This window comes from Sphingomonas caeni, assembly GCF_026013415.1.
GTDB classification, from domain to species: domain Bacteria; phylum Pseudomonadota; class Alphaproteobacteria; order Sphingomonadales; family Sphingomonadaceae; genus Sphingomonas; species Sphingomonas caeni.
The window spans coordinates 92,109-111,671 of sequence record NZ_JAPDOK010000001.1; the positions used below are offsets into that span (position 1 = coordinate 92,109).

A 19,563-nucleotide genomic window follows, 5' to 3' on the forward strand; every position below is an offset into this window, starting at 1 on the left:
GCTATTTGAGCAGCCTCTCGAGATTGAGCCGCCCGTAACCATGGCGTTTGGTGAATTTTTCGTCGCCCATCTCGTCCACCCGGTCGACGGAGTCGATCAGCGCCTGCCGGACCGTCGCCGGAGACTGTTTCCCGTTCTTGGCCAGGTAAAGCGCCGCCGCGCCACTGACATGCGCGGTGGCCATCGATGTCCCATTCCAATAATAATAATATTTTTTCCGCTCGACGGGCGGCCCCATTTCGGGTTCTTCATCGTTGCCAGGCTCGGCTTCGAAACAATATTGCCCCTGATAGGTGGGAAGCGTGGACCAGACGTCCTTGCCCGGCGCGCAGAGCGCGATGTGCGCGCCACTACTGGAATCTTTTACTGCGCTATCTTGCTCATCGGTGCCGCCGACAGCGATGACCCGCCTGAACGCCGCTGGGTAGGCCGTCCGGTTGCGGTCGGGGCCGTCATTGCCCATACCCGCCACGACTACGGTGCCGCGCGCGATCAATTCCCGGATCAGGCGCGCCTCGGTTCGACAGTATTTGAAACCGGCGATGCTGAGATTGACGACATCAACTCCATATCTCAGGCACTTTGCAAGTGCGCACATGTAAAGCCCCGGATCGACGATGTAGATGAACCTGTTCTGTTCCTCGTCATAGGCCGGCTCGTCACAGACGATCTTGAACGGCACCAGCCTGGCGTTGCACATTCCGTTGACGCCCTGGCCGTTTTCACTCGTGGCGCCGATGATGCCCGCCACATGGGTGCCGTGCCCGCAAAAGTCGAGCTTGGAAAATCGCCGATGCTTCCTGTGGAAGTACCACACATAATAGTCGTTCTTATCCTTCAGGTCGGGATGGCGAGGATCGAAGCCGGTGTCGAGCACCGCCACCGACACGCCCGAGGCGTTGGGCATGTTCTTGGCATTCTTTACTTCAAACCAGCGAATATTTTTGAGGCTCTTGAGTATGTGGGGATTCGGTGGGTCCAAATAGTCGTGTTCAGGCGCCTTGTCGGCAATGTAGCGCATCGGTACCGGGGACACCCACCGGATCGAAGGATCTGCCGCCAGCGCTTCCAGGACCGGTCGGAGCGGCAGTGCCGGATCGAATTGGACGAGGCTGGTGCGCGCCAGCGGATCTTCCGGGACGGAATCGGGTGCAAAGACCTTCATTGCCATCGGACCCGGGCCGAATGGATCCAACCCCTCCTCGTCGGCCAGCGAAACATCCATCCGCACGACCGATCGTAGCGACTTCTCGCGCTCGAGTGAGCCGAGCGCCTCGCCGCCGCGCCCCGACGCCCGTTTGCGCAGGTCGAAACCCGCTCTTTCGGAAGGAGGTGCCGCACGAATCTCGACAAGGCCGGGGTGATAGCCCGACGATTCGCCGTCCCAGATTATCTTGCCCATGACACCATTCATCCTCCGCCGGCCCGACGGCTTCACCGCCGGGCGTTGCTACAGGCCAAGGGAAATCTCAGCCTAGGGGAGCTGTCCCTCTAGGGCTCGTAGCCCATGCCGTTGCCGGTATCGGGATCGACAACCACCATCATTGGCCCAAGACCGCTTGGAATGGTGAAGCCAATGTTCAACGAGTATTTTTCCGGTGGAGTCTTGATCTTCGAACCATTCGCCTTTGCGACATAGTTCTCCAGGCGCATCATTTTTCCTTTGCCCAGCAAACCTTTCAGTTCGGCATCGGTGACGTGCTCCGCACCGAAGAAGCTCTCGTTCGAGTCCGTCTTTGTCGTGCCATCGGACGCGAACGTGGTCGGGACCAGCATCTTCTCTTTCGGGAAGAGCACGACCTGCGGGTGTTCGATGAAGATGAAGATCTCGGTTCGGTTCGCGAAAAGCAGGTCATCGAAGGTGGTGCTGTCAACGTTGCGGTGCGGCTGGTGATAGGTCTTCTGCCACGGATAGGGCCCATAGCCCCCCATCGTTGGATCCTGGAACTCATAAGAACCGCCGCCGGGCTTGCTGAACTTGGTCTCAAAGATTTCGACGGCCCTGGCAACCCGAGCCGGCTTATCCAGCTTCCCCGGGAAGCTCGCATGGTTGACCGTTAGCGTCCAATTCGGTCCGAACCCGATATGCACGAGGCAGATATATTCGGGCTCGAATTTCCCGTACCCGCTCGGCGCCGTTTCCCAGGTTTCGTGTCCATTGGGAGGACCCGAACCGATAGGCCCTATCGAGCCTCTGGTCGTCCTGAGGGCCCGGCCGGGTCTGGGTGTGGGTGTGGGTGTGGGCCTGCGCGCCATATTTCTTCTCCCTAGTTCAGAGTTTTCAGCCACTTTGCGTATCGCTCGAGGCTCGCCGGCATCTGCCCCGCCCGATAGGAACTCAGCAGCGCCGCCGCACGGTCGCGATAGGGTTGCCAGCCGGGCCTCCCCGCCTCCCGCATCGCCTTGACGATCGTGTAGATCGCCTGAAGGCGCTGCTCGCGAATGAGCAGGTTGGTAGGGAATTCGTTGCCCAGCGCATCCAATTGGCGCAGGCCCGCATCGATCAGCGCCAGCCCGGGTTCAAGCCGGCCTTGCGCGATCTCGATCTTGCCCAACCCGATCTGCGGCCAGATCGCCCGGGTGCGCAATTCGACATTCTCCGGGTCCTTTGAGAGCAGCTCGCCGATCAGCTCAGCCTCCGCATGACACAGCGTGCGGGCTTCATCGAGAGCGGCCGGGGTTTTCTTGGTCGTCAGCGCTTCCGCGAGCCAGCCTTGGCGATTTGCGAGCGCCAGCTTGACGATTTCATCATTCGGCGCGCGTTCGAGCGCGAGTTTCATGAACGTGATCGCCCGACGGCAATGCGCCAGCGCGGTCGGCACGTCAGTCTGCTGGCGCATCTGCACTTCGCACAGATTGCCGTGCGAATAGCCCAGTTCCATCAACGACCGCTTCGTATTCGGCTCGACGCGGGCGAGCGTTTCGGCCAGCGTCAAATAGCGTTGCCAATAGTCGTGCGTCCGCGGCAGTTCGCGGTTCCGATAGGCGGCATAGCCCAGCCAATACTCGCTCTGGGCGTGCACGAAGACGGCTTCGGGGTCGTGCGGGCGCCTGGCGAGGATCTCCGCCGACACATGATAGGCTTCGGTGAAGCGCCCCAACGCGGTCTCATACTCGCCGCGCTTCTCCTCATCCTCGCCCAATGCATGGAGGATCTGGGCTCGGAGAAGGCGGCTCCCATCGGTGAGGATTCCGGGGTCCCCTTGCGCGTCGAAATATTGGAGCGCGCGCGCGTTGACGGCCCGCATGACCTCGACGCTTCCCACGCCTTTCAATCTCTCGCGCAACGTCGTCCGCATGAAATCCACGAGCCCCTCTGCATCTGCACGCCGCCGCTCCGCTTCCGCCTGCGCGCGCATCGCCACCACCAGCAACACAGCCATGATTACCACCAGGGTAACCGCCCCCAGCGTGACGCCCGTCACGCGGCGGATCTGGCGTTGGGCATCGCGCTGGACGAGGGCGTCGAGGGGCAACGCGGCCAGTCCCGCGACGACCTTCAAAAACGCCAGGCGCTTGCCGTCGCCCTCGCCGCGGAAGTCCGCCGCCAGGGGCTCGGTGCCCTCCATGCGCAGCGCCGGCGGCAGTGCCTCGCCCGGTTCGCCGCGGGCGAGCGCGACGAGGATCGGCGCCTCGGGATGCAACTCCCGGAACAGCGCGATCTCGCGCTCGACCCACAAGGAGCGCGCCGCGTCGGGGGAGGCGACCACCACCAGCGCCGAGGACAGCGCGATCGCCTCGCGCACTGCCTCCGACAAATCGGCTGCGGCGGAAAGGTCCTCGCGATCGCGGAAGATCGGGCCGATCCGGCCGGCCGCCTGCCCGGGCAAGGGCGCGACCCGGTCGGCGAGGCGGCGCGGCAGGCGATAGGATTCGAGCTTGCGCTGCAGCCGTGCCGCGAACGCGGCGTCCGCGTGGCAATAGCTGACAAATGCTCGAAACGGTCTGGTCGAGATCATCGCAGCCCCCCGCTGGTACCCCGAAAGACAAGCAAGCGCATATTAACCAAATAACCAAGTAGAAAATCGCGGGCGACCGCGCGGAATTTGGCCGCGGCGGAGGGAGAGCCGCGCTTGTCGGGCCGCCTGGGGGGTGGCACATCGTCGGCGTGCGCGCATTCCTCCTGCTCTTGCTCCTCGCCGCATGCTCGGCGCAGCCCGTCGCGCAGCGTCCGCCCGGCACGATCGTGCGGCTTTCCGACGATGAGGTGAAGGGCCTCGATCCGCAGAAGATTTCGGACCTCACCTCGCTGCGCGTCGCCTCGGATCAGTTCGAGGGGCTGATGCGCTATCGTGGCGATGGCGGGGCGGAGCCGGGGCTGGCCGAGGCGCCGGCATGCGCGGCGCTGGTTTGCCGGTTCGCGCTGAAGCCCGATCTCCATTTTTCGGACGGGACGGCGATCACCGCGGAAACCTTCGCGCGAGGGTTCGCCCGCCTGCGCGACCCCGCCACCGCCTCGCCGACGTCGAAACTGTTCGACGCGATCGCCTCGGTCGAGGCGCCCGATGCGGGCACCGTGGTGGTCACGCTCAAGCGCCCCTTGCCCTATCTCCCCTATCTGCTCGCGCACCCGGCGATGGCGGCGCTGCCGCTCCACCGGGGCGACAGCTGGACCGCCGAGCGGCCGTTGGTCACCTCGGGCGCGTACCGGCTGACGGCGTGGCGGCTCGGCGACCGGCTGACGCTCGAGGCTAATCCGGTATGGCATGACGGCAAGCCCGCCACGCCCATCATCCGCTGGCAGCCCGCCGAGGACAAGCTCGCCGCGCTCCGCCGCTTTCGCGCGGGAGAGGTGGATACGGTGAGCGACATCCCGCCCTCGCGGCTCGACTGGGCACGGCGGCATCTGCCCGGCGCGGTGCGGATCGCGCCCTATGCGGGCACCTATTATTTCGCCTTCAACACGCGCCGTGCGCCCTTCAGCGACGCCCGCGTCCGGCGCGCATTGTCGATGGCGGTCGACCGGAAGTGGATCGCAGAGAAATTGCTCGGCGCGGGCGAGATCCCGGCGACAGGGCTGGTCCCCAGCGCGATCGGCGGGGCGAACCCGGACCGGCTCGGCCACGATCCCGCGGCGATCCGGCGGCTGCTCGCCGAGGCCGGATACGGCCCCGGCCATCCGCTCCGCTTCACGATCCGCTTCAATTCGGGCGGCGACCATCGCCGCGTCGCGGTCGCGATGGCCGCGATGTGGGCGCCCTATGGCGTCGAGGCGCAATTGCTCAACAGCGAGTCGCAGCTCCATTTCGCAGCGCTGCGCGCCCATGATTTCGATCTCGCCCGCTCGGGCTGGATCGCCGACCTGCCCGCCGCCGAGAATTTCCTGGCGGTCCACGCCAGCGATGCCGGCGCGATCAACTATTCGGGTTTCGCCGATCCCGACTATGACAAGGCGTTCGCCGCGGGCCTTGCGGGCGATCCGGCGGAGCTTGCCGCCGCCGAGGCGCGGCTGATCGATCAGGCGCCGATCCTGCTGATCGACTTCTATGTCAGCCGCAGCCTGGTCGGCACCGATATCGGGGGTTGGCAGGACAATGCCATGAACATACACCCCAGCCGTCTCCTCTACCGGAAGCCCAGATGACTCGCCCCTTCCTTGCCGTTGCGCTCGCTCTGGCTTTGGGCGGGTGCGGTGGCGATCAGGCCAAGGACGCGCCGATCCGGGTTAGCGTGATCGGCGACAGCCTCGCCATTGCCGACACCGATACCGGCCCGCTCAAGACCAGCGACCGGGTGATGATGGGCGCGGTCGCGCAGGGGCTGGTCCGCTTCGACGCCTCGGGGCAGATCGAGCCTGGGCTCGCCGAGCGCTGGACGGTGACCAAGGACGGCCGCAGCTACATCTTCCGCCTGCGCGATGCCGAATGGCCGGGCGGCCAGCCCGTCACCGCCGCCGAGGTCGTCCGCGTGCTGCGCCGGGCGATCGCGCCGGGCAGCAGGAACCCGCTCGCGCCCTTCCTCGTCGTGATCGACGAGATCGTCGAGATGACCCCGCAGGTGATCGAGGTCCGCCTCAGCCGCCCGCGCCCCGATCTGCTCAAGCTGTTCGCCCAGCCCGAACTCGCCATCTATCGCGCCAAGCAGGGCACCGGCCCGTTCACGCCGAAGAACGAGCCGCGCGGCGGCGTGCTGCTCAGCCCCGCCGACGGGCCGGTGCTGATCGACGACGACGAGGACAAGCCGCCGCGGCCCGGCAGCCAGGTGCGGCTGCGCGGCGAGCGTGCGGCGCTGGCGATCTCGCGCTTCAAGGATGGCGGGGCCGAGGCGGTGATCGGCGGCAGTTTCGCCGACTGGCCGGTGCTGCGCGCGGCGCAGGTGCCCGACGAACTGGTCAGGATCGATCCCGCGCTCGGGCTGTTCGGGCTGGCGGTGGTGTCGCGTCAGGGCTTCCTCGCCGATGCCGGCAACCGCGCCGCGCTCGCGATGGCGATCGATCGCGCCGCGGTGACGCAGGCGATCCGCCCCGATTGGCAGCCGGTCGAGACCCTCTTGCCCGCGCAGCTCGATTCGGCGTCGATCCCCACCCAGCCCGCCTGGGGTCCGCTCCCGCTCGACGCGCGGCGCGAGAATGCGCGGGCTCAGGTGCGGACATGGCAGCGCGCGCATCCGGGCATGGTCGTGGTGCGGATCGCGCTGCCCCGGAACCCGGGCGGCACGCTCGTCTGGAGCGCGGTCGCGCGGTCGCTGCTGTCGGTCGGGATCAGCGTCCGCCGCGTCGGGCTGGAGGACGATGCCGACCTCCGCCTGATCGACGCGGTCGCGCCCTATGACAGCGGCCGCTGGTTCCTCGTCACCGCCTGCCAGCTCTGTTCGGAGGATAGCGCCACGCTGATCGCCACCGCACGCGATGCGCCCGATCTCTACAACCGCGCCCACCGCATCGCCGAAGCCGATGCGATGCTCACCGCCGACTCCGCATACATACCTATCGCGCAGCCCTTTCGTTGGGCTATCGTAACGGCGAGACTCAATGGATGGCAGGGGAACAGCCGCGCATGGCACCCGTTGAACCATCTGATGAGCGAGACCGAGTGAGAGGCAGCTGATGGCGAAGCCCACCCGAATGACGTCCGACGCGATGCGGAATCTCCCGCTCACCAGCGACGCCGCGCATGTCCGCCAGCGCATCGAGGCGATGGAGAAGCTGCTCGAACGCACCTTTGTCATCCCGGGCACGCGCCAGACGATCGGGCTCGACGTGATCCTCGATCTGATCCCGGTGGGCGGCGACGTGATCGGCGCGCTGCTCGGGCTCTACATGGTCTGGGAGGCGCAGAACCTGAAGATGCCCTTCAGCGCGACGCTGCGGATGCTCGGCAATGTCGGGTTCGATTTCCTGCTCGGGCTGATCCCCTGGGTGGGCGCGATCCCCGACTTCTTCTTCCGCTCGAACTCGCGCAACCTGCGCATCATCAAGCGGCACCTCGACAAGCATCATCCGGGCACGGCGACGATCAACCCGCAGTGAGCCGGTGTTCCGGCGAAGGAATCAACCGGAAGTGAAATCGAGCCCAACGTCCGCCGCGGGCGCGGACTGGGTGAGACGGCCGACGCTGATATAGGTCACGCCCGTCTCGGCAATCGCGCGGATCGTGTCGAGGCGCACGCCGCCCGAGGCTTCGGTGGGCACGCGGCCCGCCACCAGCGCCACCGCCTCGCGCAGAACGGCCACGCCCATATTGTCGAGCAGCAGATGCGTCGCCCCCGCCGCGAGCGCGGGTTCGATCTGGTCGATCCGGTCGACCTCGACGATGATCCGCTCGATCCCCGCGGCGACCGCACGGCGCACCGCCTCGCCCACCGATCCGGCGACCGCTACATGATTATCCTTGATCATCGCCGCATCCCACAGGCCCATGCGGTAGTTGGTCGCGCCGCCCATCCGTGTGGCATATTTCTCAAGGATGCGGAGCCCGGGGAGAGTCTTGCGCGTATCGAGCAGGATGGCGCCGGTTCCTGCGATCGCGTCGACATAGGCCCGCGTAAGCATCGCGATTCCCGAGAGATGCTGGACGGTGTTGAGCGCCGACCGCTCGGCGGTGAGCAGCGCGCGGGCCTTGCCGCGCAAGCGCATCAGATCGGCACCGGCCGCGACCCGCTGCCCCTCTTCCGCAAGCATCTCGACCTCCGCCTCGGGATCGAGCGCGCGAAAAAAGGCCTTGGCGATCGGCAGCCCCGCCACGACGATCGCATCGCGGCTGTCCATCACCCCGGCGAACACCGCATCGGCGGGGACCACCGCTTCGGAGGTGATGTCCCCCACCCCGCCCAGATCCTCGGCGAGGGTAGCGGCGACGAAGACGTCGAGATCGAAGCGGTCGAGCGAAAAGGCCATGCCCTTTAGGGCGCCGGTATGGGTCTGCGCAACACTTCCCAGGCAAACCGCGGCAGCCGCCCGTCGACCGCGACCAGACCCAGCGCGATCACCGCGAGCCCCAGGAAATGCTGGGGCGCGAGATGCTCGCCCAGCACCAGCCAGCCGAGCAGGATCGGCGTGATCGGGATCAGGAAGGTGACGAGCATCACATTGGTCGGCCCGGCATTGGCGAGCAGCCGATAATAGAGGAGGAAGCCGAGCGCGCTCGACAGCACGCCGAGCGCCGCGACCGCGCCCCAGGCGGTCAGCGGCGGAGCCGGCAGCCCCCAGGGCCGATCGATGAACAGCATCGCGGGAAGCGTCACCAGCGCCGCCATCGCCAGCGATCCCGCCGCGGTGACGATCGGATCGACGCCACGCTCGGAGAAATTGCGCCCGAGCACGCTCGCGAAGGAATAGCAGGCCGCGCCGATCAGGCAGGCGAGCTGGGGCAGCACATTCGCGCCCAGACCGCGCACCGCATCCCCGCCGATGGTGATCGCGACCCCCGTAAAGCCCAGAAGAAGCGCCGCGACCCGCGCGACCGTCAGCCGCTCGCCCGCGATCACGACATGCGCGATCAGCACGCCCCATACCGGGGTGGTCGCATTGAGGATCGCCGCGAGCCCGCCCGAAATCTGCGTCTGTCCCCAGCTGAACAATGTCAGCGGCACGACATTGTTGAGCAGCGCCTGCACGAGCAGCGAGCGCCACGTCGCAAGGTCGCGCGGCATCGCCTTGCCCAGCGCCGCGGCCACGCCCCACAACAGCACCGCCCCGATCGCGGTTCGCGCGAACACCAGGGTTAAGGGCGAGAAACCGCGCAGGGCGATCGCGATGAAGAAGAAGGAGCCGCCCCAAAGCGTCGCCAGCGCGACCAGGGTCGCCCAGTCCGCGAGGTTCATCGTCCGGCCGTCCTTGCTCATGCGGGCCATATGGCGGTCGCGGCGCACAATGGCGACCCGCGGATTGCGATCAAATCTAGGCGGTGGCGAAGTCGGGCTTCCATCCCCACCCCGTTCGTCCTGAGTAGCGATTGAGTAGCCCCATAGGGGCGTATCGAAAGCGCGTATCGAAGGACATGGCCAGGCGAGACATGTGCTTCGATACGAGCCCTCGATACGGCGCTTTGCGCCTACTCGGTCTCTACTCAGCACGAACGGTCAGAGGGAAGGCGGGATTGTCCAATCCGGCTTGCCGTCGCCGCCGACACGATTACACCCACGCAATATCCTTTCGCGGAGTTCTCCGATGCGCATCCTCTTCGCCGCCCTTGCCGCCACCACCGCGCTCGTCAGTGCCAGCGCGCCCGTCGCCCCGGCCGTCTCGGCCCCGGCGCCGCTCAATCCCGCCGCCCGCGCCTTCGCCGCGCTCAGCCAGCGCTATATCGACGGCCTGACGAAGCTGAACCCCACCTATGCGACCACGCTCGGCGCGCATGGCTATGACGACGAGCTGCCCGACATCTCGGCCAAGGGGCGCGCCGACTCGGCCGCGTTCGACCGCGCGATCCTCGCCGATCTGGCCAAGATCGACCGCACCAAATTGACTCCTGACGACCAGGTCGATGCGGCCCTGCTCGAAAACGCGCTGCGCTTCGACCTGTGGCAGATCGAGGAACTGCAGAATTGGACGTGGGACGCGCAGATCTACAACGATATCGCCGGGGGCAGCCTCTACGGCCTCGCAGCGCGCGACTTCGCGCCGTGGCGGGTGCGGCTGCTCGGCGCGATCGCGCGGATGGAGAAGCTCCCCGCGCTGCTCGCCGAGACGCGCAGGCAGCTCGTCCCCTCACGCGTGCCCGAGGTCTTCGCCAAGACCGTCTCGCGCCAGAATTCGGGCATCGTCGATATCGCCGAATCGATGCTGGCGCCGCACAAAAGCGAGCTCGCCCCCGCCGACCAGGCGCGCTTCGACAAGGCGCTCGCCGGGCTCAAGACCGCGGTCGCCGAGCATCAGAAATGGCTCGACGAGGTGCTCGTCCCCCAGGCGCATGGCGAATTCCGCCTCGGCGCGAAACGCTATGACGAGAAGATGCGCTTCGCCCTGCTCTCGGACATCACCCGTCCGCAGCTCAAGGCCAAGGCCGAAGCCGCGGCAGCCGAGACGCGGATGCAGATGTACCGCCTCGCGGTGCAGGTGCTGGGCGCCTCGGCGGACCGGCCCGAACATCCGAGCCCCGAGCAGCTGCAAAAGGCGGTCGAGGCCGCGCTCGAGCTGAGCTACGCCAAGCGTCCCGCGCGCGGCGAGCTGTTCCAGACCGCGACCGCGACGCTCAAGCAGGCGACCGATTTCGCCCGCGCCAGGCAGCTCGTCACCGTGCCCGACACGCCGGTGAAGATCATCACCATGCCCAAGTTCCAACAGGGCTTCGCGGTCGCCTATTGCGACAGTCCCGGCGCGCTCGAGAAGCAGCTCGACACTTTCTACGCCATCTCGCCGATCCCCGACGACTGGAGCGACGAGCAGGCGACCTCGTTCCTGCGCGAATACAACAATTATATGATCCACGAGCTCAGCATCCATGAGGCGATGCCGGGCCATTATCTCCAGATCGCGCATTCGAATGCGAGCCCGTCGGTGCTGCGCGCGGTGCTCTCGTCGGGATCGTTCGTCGAGGGCTGGGCGGTCTATGCCGAGGGGATGATGATGGACGCCGACTATCTGGACGGCGATCCCCTGTTCAAGCTGACCGTCCTCAAGATGCGGCTCCGCTCGATCACCAATACCCTGCTCGACATCGGCATCCAGACCGAAGGCATGACCCGCGACCAGGCGATGGAATTGATGACCAAGGGCGCCTTCCAGCAGGAGCGCGAGGCCGCGGGCAAATGGAACCGCGCCAATCTCAGCTCGACCCAGCTGCTCAGCTATTTCGTCGGCTATTCCGAGCATATGGACCTGCGCGCCGAGGCGATGCGGCGCGAGGGCGCGGCGTTCAACCTCAAGCGCTACAACGACGCGGTGCTCAGCCACGGCTCGCCGCCCGCACGCTATGTGCGCGCGCTGATGTTCGGCCTGCCGGTGAAGTGAGCGCGGATCTGGCGGAGGTCCGCGGCCTCCATGATTTCTGGGCGGGGATGACGGGTCATGCCCCGCCCCAGCCCCTCGATATGCCGCAGCGGGTGATGCTCGACGCCCTCGGACTGGGCATCGGGCAGGCGATGGCGCAGTTCGGGACGCGGCCTGATTGGGAGAGCTTCGCCGCGTGGATCACCCAAATGCTGGGCGAGCCGGACCGGCAAGCGATCGCGCGCTATCACGCCTGGCTCGACGGCGCGCCGCCGCCCGCCGAGACGGCCGAACGCCTCGCCGCGATCAATGCCGCCCCGCCCGTGCTCGACGCGGCCGACCTCGCGCATTGGGACGAGCATGGCTATGTCGTGCTCCGCGGCGCCGCCACGCCCGAGCAGGCCTCGGAGGCGGCGGCATTGCTCCACGGTCTGGTCGGCGCCACCCCGGACGATCCCGAAAGCTGGTACGGCCGCGACGTCAATTCGATCATGGTCGAGCATTTCCAGGCGCCCGTGCTCACTGCGATCCACGCCCGCGAGCGCATCCACAAGGCCTATGCCCAGCTCTACGGCACCGCCGATCTGTGGCTCCAGATCGACCGGATGAGCTTCAACCCGCCGGTCCGCGCGCGCGCACCCGGGCTCGGCCAACGCCTCCATTGGGATGCCAGTCTCGTCACGCCGATCCCGCTCTTCATCCAGGGCATTCTCTATCTGACCGACACAAGCCCCGATCAGGGCGCGCTCGAGCTGGTGCCGGGCTTCCATCGCCGCATGGAAAGCTGGCTCGCGGACCTTGGCGATATCGATCCGCGCAGCGTCGATCTCGGCGCCGAAGCCATCACCGTCGGCGCGAACGCGGGCGACATGATCCTGTGGCACCAGGCCCTGCCCCACGGCGCCAGCCCCAATCGCGCCGCACGTCCCCGCCTCGCCCATTATCTGACGATGTACTCGCCCGAGATCCTGCCCCAGGCCGATTGGCGCTAGGAGAACGCCCGCTTACCCTGACACCGCTGGACAGGCGGGCGATTCACCTTCATAATCGCGAAGTCTTTGCACTGATGGAGACACTCCATGATCGCGTTGACGATGATCGCCCTGCTGGCCGCCCCCGCGCCGCGCGCGCCCGAGGTCAGCTGGGGCAAGGCCGGCATCAGCTTCGAACAATATCGCAGGGATGCCGTCGAATGCGGGCGCATGGGCGCCAATCGCGACGTTTCGGGCACCAATGCCGCGCGCATCTTCCGCAACGCGACGCAGCAGCTCGACACGGTCAGTGACGGCGGATCGGGGGTGGTGGTCAATATGTGGGAGACCGACCATCTCGACGCCAGCGGCGGCGCGACGGGGAATACGCGGTACGAGGAGGCGCCGACCCAGGCCGTCGAAACGGGCCAGCGGCAGAGTCGAATCGTCGAAAGCACGCGCCCGCAAAAGCGCATCGGCGAGGTCCGCGTCTTCATGGAGGATGCGGTAAACCAATGCCTCGCCGAACGCGGCTATACGCGGTTCCGTCTGACCCGCGAGCAGCGCAGCCGGCTCGGCCATCTGCGCTACGGCACGCCCGAGCGCCACGCCTATCTATTCAGCCTTGCCAGCGATCCTCATGTGTTGGAGACTCAAGCGGTCGCCTGAACCCCTTCGGAGTCGGCCATGCGTGTTGCCATCCTCGCCGCCGCCACCGCCCTCCTCTTCGCCCCCGCGGCGCTCGCGGGAGAGCGCGTGCCCGAATATAGCTGGGGCAAGCTGGGCATCAGCTTCGATCAATATCGCCGCGACGCGGTCGAATGCGGACGCAGGGGCGCGTATCGCGACGTCTCGAACACCGATGCCGCACGCGTCTTCAAACGCGCGACCAGCCAGCTCCAGAGCAACGAGTCCATCATCGGCGCCGATACCAGCCCCGACGTCATGCTCTCGACCCACATCATCTCGGCGCGGATCGTCGAGGGCACCCGGCCCGAGAAAAGGATCGGCGAAGTGCGGGTCTATATGGAGGAGGCGATGAACGCCTGCCTCGCCGAGCGCGGCTATACGCGTTTCCGCCTGACCCGGGAGCAGCGCAGGCGGCTCGGCCATCTCCGCTACGGCACGCCCGCGCGGCATCAATATCTGTTCAGCCTCGCTACCGACCCGGAGATTTTGTCGAAACAGGCGGTCGTCTGAGCGCGCGCCGCGCTTTACCCGTGTCCGATATGTTGCTAATCGCAATACCCAGACAAGAGCCGGAAATCGGTCGGCAATCTTTGGCTGGTGAAGGCGGAGCATGCAGCATCAACGCGGCGCGGCCGCCGATTCCGATGTCGAAGCCTGGCACTGGCTGATCGATGCGATCGCCGCCGAGATCGCGGACGGCGCGCCGCATGATCCGAAGACGCTGGTCGCCCGTGTTGCGGCAAGGATCGCGACGGAGACGGGCGGCTATGGTCCCTATCTGCCGATGATGTTCGCCGATCCGCGCGAGGACTGACCCGGAATAGTTCGGGCAACACGCGTTGCTCTTGCCTTCGACTGCGATTACCTTCGCCCGACTTCAACTGGCGGGCGGGTCATTACTTGGGCAAACCGGCGGCACGGATCGGCGACATGCATAAATGCCCCGCGGTCAATCCGGGGCCGTCGCCGCATGTCGGCGGGCCGGTGGCGAAGGGATCGTCCAACGTCATTACCGGCGGTGCGCAGCAGGCGCGGGTGACCGACAAATGCGTGTGCAAGGGTCCGCCCGACGTGATCGTCAAGGGATCCGCGACCGTCCTCGTCAACGGCCTCCCCGCCGCCCGCCAGAGCGATTCGACCGCGCATGGCGGGAAGATCGTGGCGGGGTGCGCGACGGTGCTGATCGGGGATGCGGGGGGTGGCGGCGTGGCGGACATGGGCGCCGCGGACGGCTTCGCCCCGCCCGCGGACCCGCCCTGCCTGAAGGCGGGCTCGGCCTCGGGCTCACCCTTCATGCGGACCTCATGAGCCAGCCGACGCTTCTGGAGGCGGTCACCGCCTTGCCGGGAGCCTGGTACGCAGTCGCCGACGGCGGCCATTTCGACGACCTGCCGGCGATGCTGACCGCGCGCGAGCTGGTCAACGTGCCCCTCTATCTCGAGGCGGCCAATCACGAGGGCGTACGCGCTGGCCCGCACCTCGTCGCCCTCTATTCGCGCGCGCAGGTCGCGGCGCTGATCGCCCTGACCGAGGGCAAGCCGGCGCTAGCCTTCTGGTCCTGGCCCGGCCCCCTCGACGCAATCCGCCGCCACCTGCGCGGTCTCAACCTCGCCGAAATCCCGAACGAACGCCGCGCGGCGCCGGACGACGCGGCGTACGAGACGGTACTGTTCCGCCACTGGGACCCGAATGTGCTAGCGGTGACGCTGCCGGTGTTGACGGTGGAACAGCGCAGCCGGTTCCTGGGCGATGCGGCGGGGCTGGCGTTCGACGCGAACGAATATGCCGGCGTAACGGTGGCGATGCGGCCGGAGGGGCTGCCGGGGAAGCCGCGGGGGATGCTGCGGTTTGAGGTGGGGCAGATCGAGGGGATCACGGCGCGGCGGTTGGAGGCTTCGTATGGGCGGATTGCGAGCTATTTGCGCGAAGTCGCCCCGGAACAGACAGCAAAACTTACGGCCATTTCACTTACCAATTTCGTGCACCGTTATGGTGACGATGCCGGTTCCCTTGGCCTTACATGGGAAAAAGACAGAGCTCGATGGTGCTACCTACAATTAGTTTCTGGTGAAATGCTCGGAGAAGATGCCCGCGTCCGATCGGCGCTATCTGACACAACTCCTCACAAGGCCTCGGTGAAGCTCCAGGCATTATTTAACGCCCTTGAACAACTTTTGCAGGAAGCAGCATGATGCCAATGCGGCTAGGTCCAGCGGAGGGTCCAAATCCATTCGCCGAACTTTTGGGGCGGCTTCTCGGACCGTTCATCCACCCAAGCGGGCAGGCAGGCCCCACCCCACAAGTGCCAATATCCCCCCTCCCCGTGGCTCCGGCTAATCAAATCTCAAAGGCAAACAGCAAAGCGGATACACCGACGGGATCCGTGAATCCAAATGCACCGTGTGCTAAATGTGAGAGCGCCATTGCGGACCCCTCCAAGATACTAGCGACCTACTTGCCATCCGGGCGAGCGGATGGTGGTCTACTCGCTTCTCAGCAGCGAGCGGGATCCCAACTCGAACTTCTCAAAAAATACTCCGCAACATTTGAGAGTATTGGAAAAAAGTATCAAATCCCCCCCGCGCTGTTGGCTGGCATTGCCAGTCGAGAGAGCGATTTAGGGTCCGGGTCAGGGCTAAAGGGTTGGAAGAGTGCAGCCAAGGGTAACGCAGGCTATGGCTTAATGCAAATTGACTTAGGAAAGCACCCGAACGCCTCATTGTCTGAACCCGACGGACCAACGAATGTTCGAGCTGCCGCCGAAATATTGAGCGGCAACATAAAAATTGTTGCCAAGCATCATCCTGACTGGACAGAACAACAAAAAATCCAGCGTGCGGTAGCGCTTTATAATGGCGACAAAACGGGGCCGGATTTTGTTAGAACGCCCCAAAATATAGACGCAGGCACTACAGGAGGCGATTACTCCAATGATGTTTGGGGACGATCTCAGTATTTTGCCGAACACTGGCCAGAACCGCAATAATTTTGACGTCCCAATCTCTCTCCTCCCTAAATCGCCCCCAAATCCCCCCACCCCACCGTCCCGCCAGCCATCGCCAGCATCCGGTCCAAACTCCGCTTCGCCTTGAGCCGCAGCCCCTCCTCGATCTCGATCCGCGGCTCCAGATCCCGCAGCGCCACGTAGAGCTTCTCCATCGTATTCAGCGCCATGTACGGGCAGATATTGCAGTTGCAGTTCCCGTCCGCGCCGGGCGCGCCGATGAAGGTCTTTTCCGGCACCGCCTTTTCCATCTGGTGGATGATGTGCGGCTCGGTCGCGACGATCAGCGTGTCGCCCGGGAAACTCTTCGCGAACTCCAGGATGCCGCTGGTCGATCCGACATAATCGGCATGGTCGATCACATGCGGCGGGCACTCCGGATGCGCCGCGACGGGAGCTTCCGGATGCTGCGCCTTGAGCTTGAGCAGTTCGGTCTCGCTGAAGGCCTCATGGACGATGCACACGCCCGGCCAGAGCAGCATGTCGCGCCCCATCTTGCGGTTGATGTATCCGCCCAGATGCTTGTCGGGCCCGAAGATGATCTTCTGATCCATCGGGATCTGGCTGAGTATCTTCTCCGCCGACGAGCTGGTGACGATGACGTCGCTCAGCGCCTTCACCTCCACCGAGCAGTTGATATAGGTCAGCGCGATATGATCGGGATGCTGCGCGCGGAACGCCGCGAACTGATCGGGCGGGCAGCTGTCTTCCAGCGAGCAGCCGGCATTCATGTCGGGCAGCACGACGATCTTCTCCGGCGACAGCACCTTCGCCGTCTCGGCCATGAAGCGCACCCCGCAAAAGGCGATCACATCGGCATCGGTATCCGCGGCCTTGCGGCTGAGGTCGAGGCTGTCGCCGACAAAGTCCGCCAGGTCCTGGATCTCGGGCTTCTGGTAATAATGCGCGAGGATGACGGCGTTGCGCTCCTTGCGCAGCCGGTCGATCTCGGCGCGGAGATCGAGCCCCGCCAGGCTTCCGCCGATACCCTTGCGCGCGTCCATAGCTACCCTCCTTGCCGGGCCCCGCACATGGCCCCGCGCGGGCGCGGGATCAAGGCATAGCTGGTGGCGGCGGATAATCGAGCGGGGCGATCGCCGCGCCCGGCGTGCCCGCCGCCACCGCGCGATAGATGGCGTCGCCGACCGGGCTATAGGTAATCGCTTCGGTCAGCAGCACCGATGCGATCATCACGGCGAGGCCCCAGAACCAGGCCGGATGGACCGCGCCGGTGCGCCGCCGGTCGGCGATCATCCCGATCACCGGGAAGATCAGCGTCGGCAGGATTGCCGCCTCATAGGCCCAGGGCATCAGGAGCGGCAACGGCAGCAGCCGCCCGAACGCGGGGCCCATCAGCACCGCCATGCCGCAATAGTGCAGCCGCCGGTGCCAGTCGGTCCGCCGCCGCAGCGCGATCGCCGCCCAGGTCAGCCCGGCAAAGGTGAGCAGCATCACCGAATCGAAGACCAGGAAGCCGAGCGGGGTGAAGAAGAAGGGCACCCCACCCTGCTGGATCGACGCCACCGCCACCATCGTGCCGAGCACGATCATCAGCGCGATCCACCCCGCCCCTATCCAGCCGAGCGCACGGTGCAGCGCCATCGATCCGCGCGAGACCAGCAGGTTCTGGAGCACATAGATCACGATCCAGCCCATGAAGACCACCGCATGGGCATGGACCAGCAGCGGCCGGGCGAAGGTCGAGCGGCCCATGGCGAGGTTGACGCTGAAGGCGGTGAACACCAGCGCCATCATCGTCAGCGCCATGATCAGGAAGAAGCGTTCGTCGCTGCGCGCCGTCTGCGGCGCGGTTTCAGCAAGCGTGGCCATCGGTCGTCCCCCAAAGAGAGCCCCGAAGCCCCATGCCCCGGCGGCGCCGTCACCCGGCGCCGGCCGGGTGCCTCACCAGCGATTGGACAGCACGTCCTCCGGACGCCGGGATTCGTCCCAGCGCTCGGTCGGCTTGCCCACCTCGTCGAGGAACTTGACCTCGACCGTGGCCTGAACGCCGACTGCGCGCAGCGGCATCAGGAAGCTGTTCTCCACCGCGCGCCGTGTCGCCTGCCGTGCCAGCCGCATATACATCGGCGAGCGCGCCTGGCGCAGCAACTCCTCCTGCCCAGCCTTGCGGTTGGCATCGTCGAGCAATTGCTCGGCGTCAGTGAATGTCATCAATATACCGCCGTTACCGTAGGATCGGATGCCGTCGATGTTCACTTCGGGCCCGATCACCTCGATCGGGGGCAGCACCAGGGTGAGCTTGCGCGTCGCGGGGTCCCATGTGAGGTCGCGATCGCTCAGCTTCGACAGGTCGACCTCGTAGCGCACCGTCCCGGGCATGATCATCGTCTTCTGTGCGGTCAGCCCGAGCCGCGTCTGTTTCGAGGTGACCACCGCGACATAGCTTCCCGAAAAGGTCGTCAGCCGGTTCTGCTCGCGCAGCCCCTGCAGGCTCGATTGCGCGACCGTCACCGGATCGGGACCGCCCATGAAGCTGCCGCGGATGCGGTCGCCCAGATACCAGAAGCCCGCGCCGATCGCCGCGAGGATCAGGATCAGCGCGAGCGCCGCCTTGAGGCAGCCCCAGCCGCCGCCGCGCCGCCGATCGATGTCGCGCTCGCTCACGCCGCCATCCTCCATTGCTCGCCCTCCCCCTCAACGATCCCGCGCGCCTTGAGATCAATCAAGTGCGCGAGCACCGAGCGTCCGGCGGCGCCGGTCAGCCGCGGATCGAGCCCAGCATACATGCGCGCAACCATCTCCGGAATGGCGCCCGTGCCGGCCCGGAGCAGGCGGAGGATCTGCCCCTCGCGCTGCCTGCGGTGGCCGATCAGCCCGCGCACGAAGCGCTGGGGCCGGCCGATCTGCTCGCCATGCGCGGGGTAATAGACGGTGTCGGCGCGGCCCATGAGCTTGTCGAGGCTCGCCATATAGTCGGCCATGTCGCCATCGGGCGGCGCGACCACCGTGGTCGACCAGCCCATCACATGATCCCCGGTGAACAGCGCGCCATTCTCGCGCAGCGCGTAGCAGAGATGGTTCGAGGTATGCCCGGGCGTCGCCACCGCCTCGATCGTCCAGCCGGTGCCGGTGACGGTCTCGCCGTCGGTCAGCACCCGGTCCGGCGCGTAATCCTTGTCGAACGCCGCGTCGGCGCGCGGCCCCGCATCGGCGAGCGTGAGCGGCGCGCATCCGATAATCGGCGCACCGGTAAGCGCCTTGAGCGGCGCCGCCGCCGGACTATGATCGCGGTGCGTGTGCGTGCACATGATCGCGACGACGGGCCGCCCCGCGATCGCCTTCACCAGGGCATCGAGATGCGCGGGCTCATCCGGCCCGGGATCGATCACCGCGACGTCGCCGGCCCCCACCACATAGGTCTGGGTGCCCGTATAGGTATAAGGCGAGGGATTGGGCGCCAGTACGCGCGCCACCAGCGGATCGAGCGCTTGCGCCACGCCGGTCGGTGCATCGATCATGAAGGGGATGTGGCGGGTTACGTGCGGAGGCGCAAGGGCTTGAGGGAAGGG

20 protein-coding genes are annotated in these 19,563 nt (G+C 66.1%); 11 read left to right on the forward strand and 9 right to left on the reverse strand.

Annotation, left to right across the window (positions count from 1 at the left end; translation table 11 throughout):
* Position 1: 1 nt before the first annotated feature.
* The 3 genes from OF829_RS00460 to OF829_RS00470 form a co-directional block, all read right to left on the reverse strand.
* On the reverse strand, positions 2 to 1,402 hold the full coding sequence (locus OF829_RS00460) for a S8 family peptidase (protein WP_264937979.1): 1,401 nt from the start codon (positions 1,400 to 1,402) through the stop codon (positions 2 to 4).
* 89 nt (positions 1,403 to 1,491) lie between these two features.
* Complete coding sequence (locus OF829_RS00465; RefSeq protein ID WP_264937980.1) at positions 1,492 to 2,091, reverse strand: hypothetical protein; 600 nt, start codon at positions 2,089 to 2,091, stop codon at positions 1,492 to 1,494.
* A 176-nt stretch (positions 2,092 to 2,267) separates the two neighbouring features.
* Positions 2,268 to 3,959: a toll/interleukin-1 receptor domain-containing protein gene (locus tag OF829_RS00470; protein ID WP_264937981.1), complete on the reverse strand. Its 1,692-nt coding sequence runs from the start codon at positions 3,957 to 3,959 to the stop codon at positions 2,268 to 2,270.
* A 149-nt stretch (positions 3,960 to 4,108) separates the two neighbouring features.
* Between OF829_RS00470 and OF829_RS00475 the strand changes: the two genes are divergently transcribed.
* From OF829_RS00475 to OF829_RS00485, 3 genes are read left to right on the forward strand one after another with little or no spacing between them, the layout of a single operon-like run.
* Positions 4,109 to 5,584, forward strand: a complete 1,476-nt coding sequence (locus tag OF829_RS00475; RefSeq protein WP_264937982.1) for a peptide ABC transporter substrate-binding protein — start codon at positions 4,109 to 4,111, stop codon at positions 5,582 to 5,584.
* Positions 5,581 to 7,035 carry an ABC transporter substrate-binding protein gene (locus OF829_RS00480; protein ID WP_264937983.1) on the forward strand — a complete coding sequence of 485 codons (1,455 nt, stop codon included), beginning with the start codon at positions 5,581 to 5,583 and terminating at the stop codon, positions 7,033 to 7,035. Before OF829_RS00475 ends, OF829_RS00480 begins: the two co-directional genes overlap by 4 nt.
* Before the next feature lie 10 nt (positions 7,036 to 7,045).
* A complete protein-coding gene (locus OF829_RS00485; protein WP_264937984.1) occupies positions 7,046 to 7,468 on the forward strand; it encodes a DUF4112 domain-containing protein in 423 nt (140 codons plus the stop codon).
* 21 nt (positions 7,469 to 7,489) lie between these two features.
* On the opposite strand, the gene nadC is transcribed toward OF829_RS00485, so the two are convergent.
* Both nadC and OF829_RS00495 read right to left on the reverse strand, forming a co-directional pair.
* Complete coding sequence (gene nadC / locus OF829_RS00490; protein WP_264937985.1) at positions 7,490 to 8,335, reverse strand: carboxylating nicotinate-nucleotide diphosphorylase; 846 nt, start codon at positions 8,333 to 8,335, stop codon at positions 7,490 to 7,492.
* Positions 8,336 to 8,340: 5 nt separating this feature from the next.
* Positions 8,341 to 9,282, reverse strand: coding sequence for a DMT family transporter (locus tag OF829_RS00495; RefSeq protein ID WP_264937986.1), 942 nt, complete (start codon positions 9,280 to 9,282; stop codon positions 8,341 to 8,343).
* Between the two features lie 325 nt (positions 9,283 to 9,607).
* Here OF829_RS00495 and OF829_RS00500 point away from each other — a divergent pair, with 325 nt between their 5' ends.
* The 8 genes from OF829_RS00500 (at position 9,608) to OF829_RS00535 (ending at position 16,015) form a co-directional block, all read left to right on the forward strand.
* Positions 9,608 to 11,389: a DUF885 domain-containing protein gene (locus OF829_RS00500; protein ID WP_264937987.1), complete on the forward strand. Its 1,782-nt coding sequence runs from the start codon at positions 9,608 to 9,610 to the stop codon at positions 11,387 to 11,389.
* The gene (locus tag OF829_RS00505; protein WP_264937988.1) at positions 11,386 to 12,360 is read left to right on the forward strand and encodes a phytanoyl-CoA dioxygenase family protein; all 975 of its coding nucleotides are present in this window, start codon (positions 11,386 to 11,388) and stop codon (positions 12,358 to 12,360) included. Before OF829_RS00500 ends, OF829_RS00505 begins: the two co-directional genes overlap by 4 nt.
* 87 nt (positions 12,361 to 12,447) lie before the next feature.
* On the forward strand, positions 12,448 to 13,008 hold the full coding sequence (locus OF829_RS00510) for a hypothetical protein (protein ID WP_264937989.1): 561 nt from the start codon (positions 12,448 to 12,450) through the stop codon (positions 13,006 to 13,008).
* Positions 13,009 to 13,026: 18 nt separating this feature from the next.
* Positions 13,027 to 13,539: a hypothetical protein gene (locus tag OF829_RS00515; protein WP_264937990.1), complete on the forward strand. Its 513-nt coding sequence runs from the start codon at positions 13,027 to 13,029 to the stop codon at positions 13,537 to 13,539.
* A 100-nt stretch (positions 13,540 to 13,639) separates the two neighbouring features.
* On the forward strand, positions 13,640 to 13,843 hold the full coding sequence (locus tag OF829_RS00520; protein WP_264937991.1) for a hypothetical protein: 204 nt from the start codon (positions 13,640 to 13,642) through the stop codon (positions 13,841 to 13,843).
* A gap of 116 nt (positions 13,844 to 13,959) precedes the next feature.
* Positions 13,960 to 14,337: a PAAR domain-containing protein gene (locus OF829_RS00525; protein WP_264937992.1), complete on the forward strand. Its 378-nt coding sequence runs from the start codon at positions 13,960 to 13,962 to the stop codon at positions 14,335 to 14,337.
* Positions 14,334 to 15,221, forward strand: a complete 888-nt coding sequence (locus tag OF829_RS00530) for a DUF4123 domain-containing protein (protein WP_264937994.1) — start codon at positions 14,334 to 14,336, stop codon at positions 15,219 to 15,221. Before OF829_RS00525 ends, OF829_RS00530 begins: the two co-directional genes overlap by 4 nt.
* Positions 15,222 to 15,748: 527 nt before the next feature.
* Positions 15,749 to 16,015, forward strand: coding sequence for a lysozyme family protein (locus OF829_RS00535; protein WP_264937995.1), 267 nt, complete (start codon positions 15,749 to 15,751; stop codon positions 16,013 to 16,015).
* Positions 16,016 to 16,041: 26 nt separating this feature from the next.
* On the opposite strand, the gene nadA is transcribed toward OF829_RS00535, so the two are convergent.
* The 4 genes from nadA to OF829_RS00555 all read right to left on the reverse strand — a co-directional run bounded on the left by nadA (position 16,042) and on the right by OF829_RS00555 (position 19,512).
* Positions 16,042 to 17,037, reverse strand: a complete 996-nt coding sequence (nadA, locus tag OF829_RS00540; protein ID WP_264937996.1) for a quinolinate synthase NadA — start codon at positions 17,035 to 17,037, stop codon at positions 16,042 to 16,044.
* 49 nt (positions 17,038 to 17,086) lie between these two features.
* Positions 17,087 to 17,863: a hypothetical protein gene (locus tag OF829_RS00545; RefSeq protein WP_264937997.1), complete on the reverse strand. Its 777-nt coding sequence runs from the start codon at positions 17,861 to 17,863 to the stop codon at positions 17,087 to 17,089.
* Positions 17,864 to 17,935: 72 nt separating this feature from the next.
* A complete protein-coding gene (locus tag OF829_RS00550; protein WP_264937998.1) occupies positions 17,936 to 18,658 on the reverse strand; it encodes a DUF4230 domain-containing protein in 723 nt (240 codons plus the stop codon).
* Positions 18,655 to 19,512 (reverse strand): MBL fold metallo-hydrolase, encoded by an 858-nt coding sequence (locus OF829_RS00555; RefSeq protein ID WP_264937999.1) that lies wholly within the window; start codon positions 19,510 to 19,512, stop codon positions 18,655 to 18,657. Before OF829_RS00555 ends, OF829_RS00550 begins: the two co-directional genes overlap by 4 nt.
* Between the last annotated feature and the right edge of the window lie 51 nt (positions 19,513 to 19,563).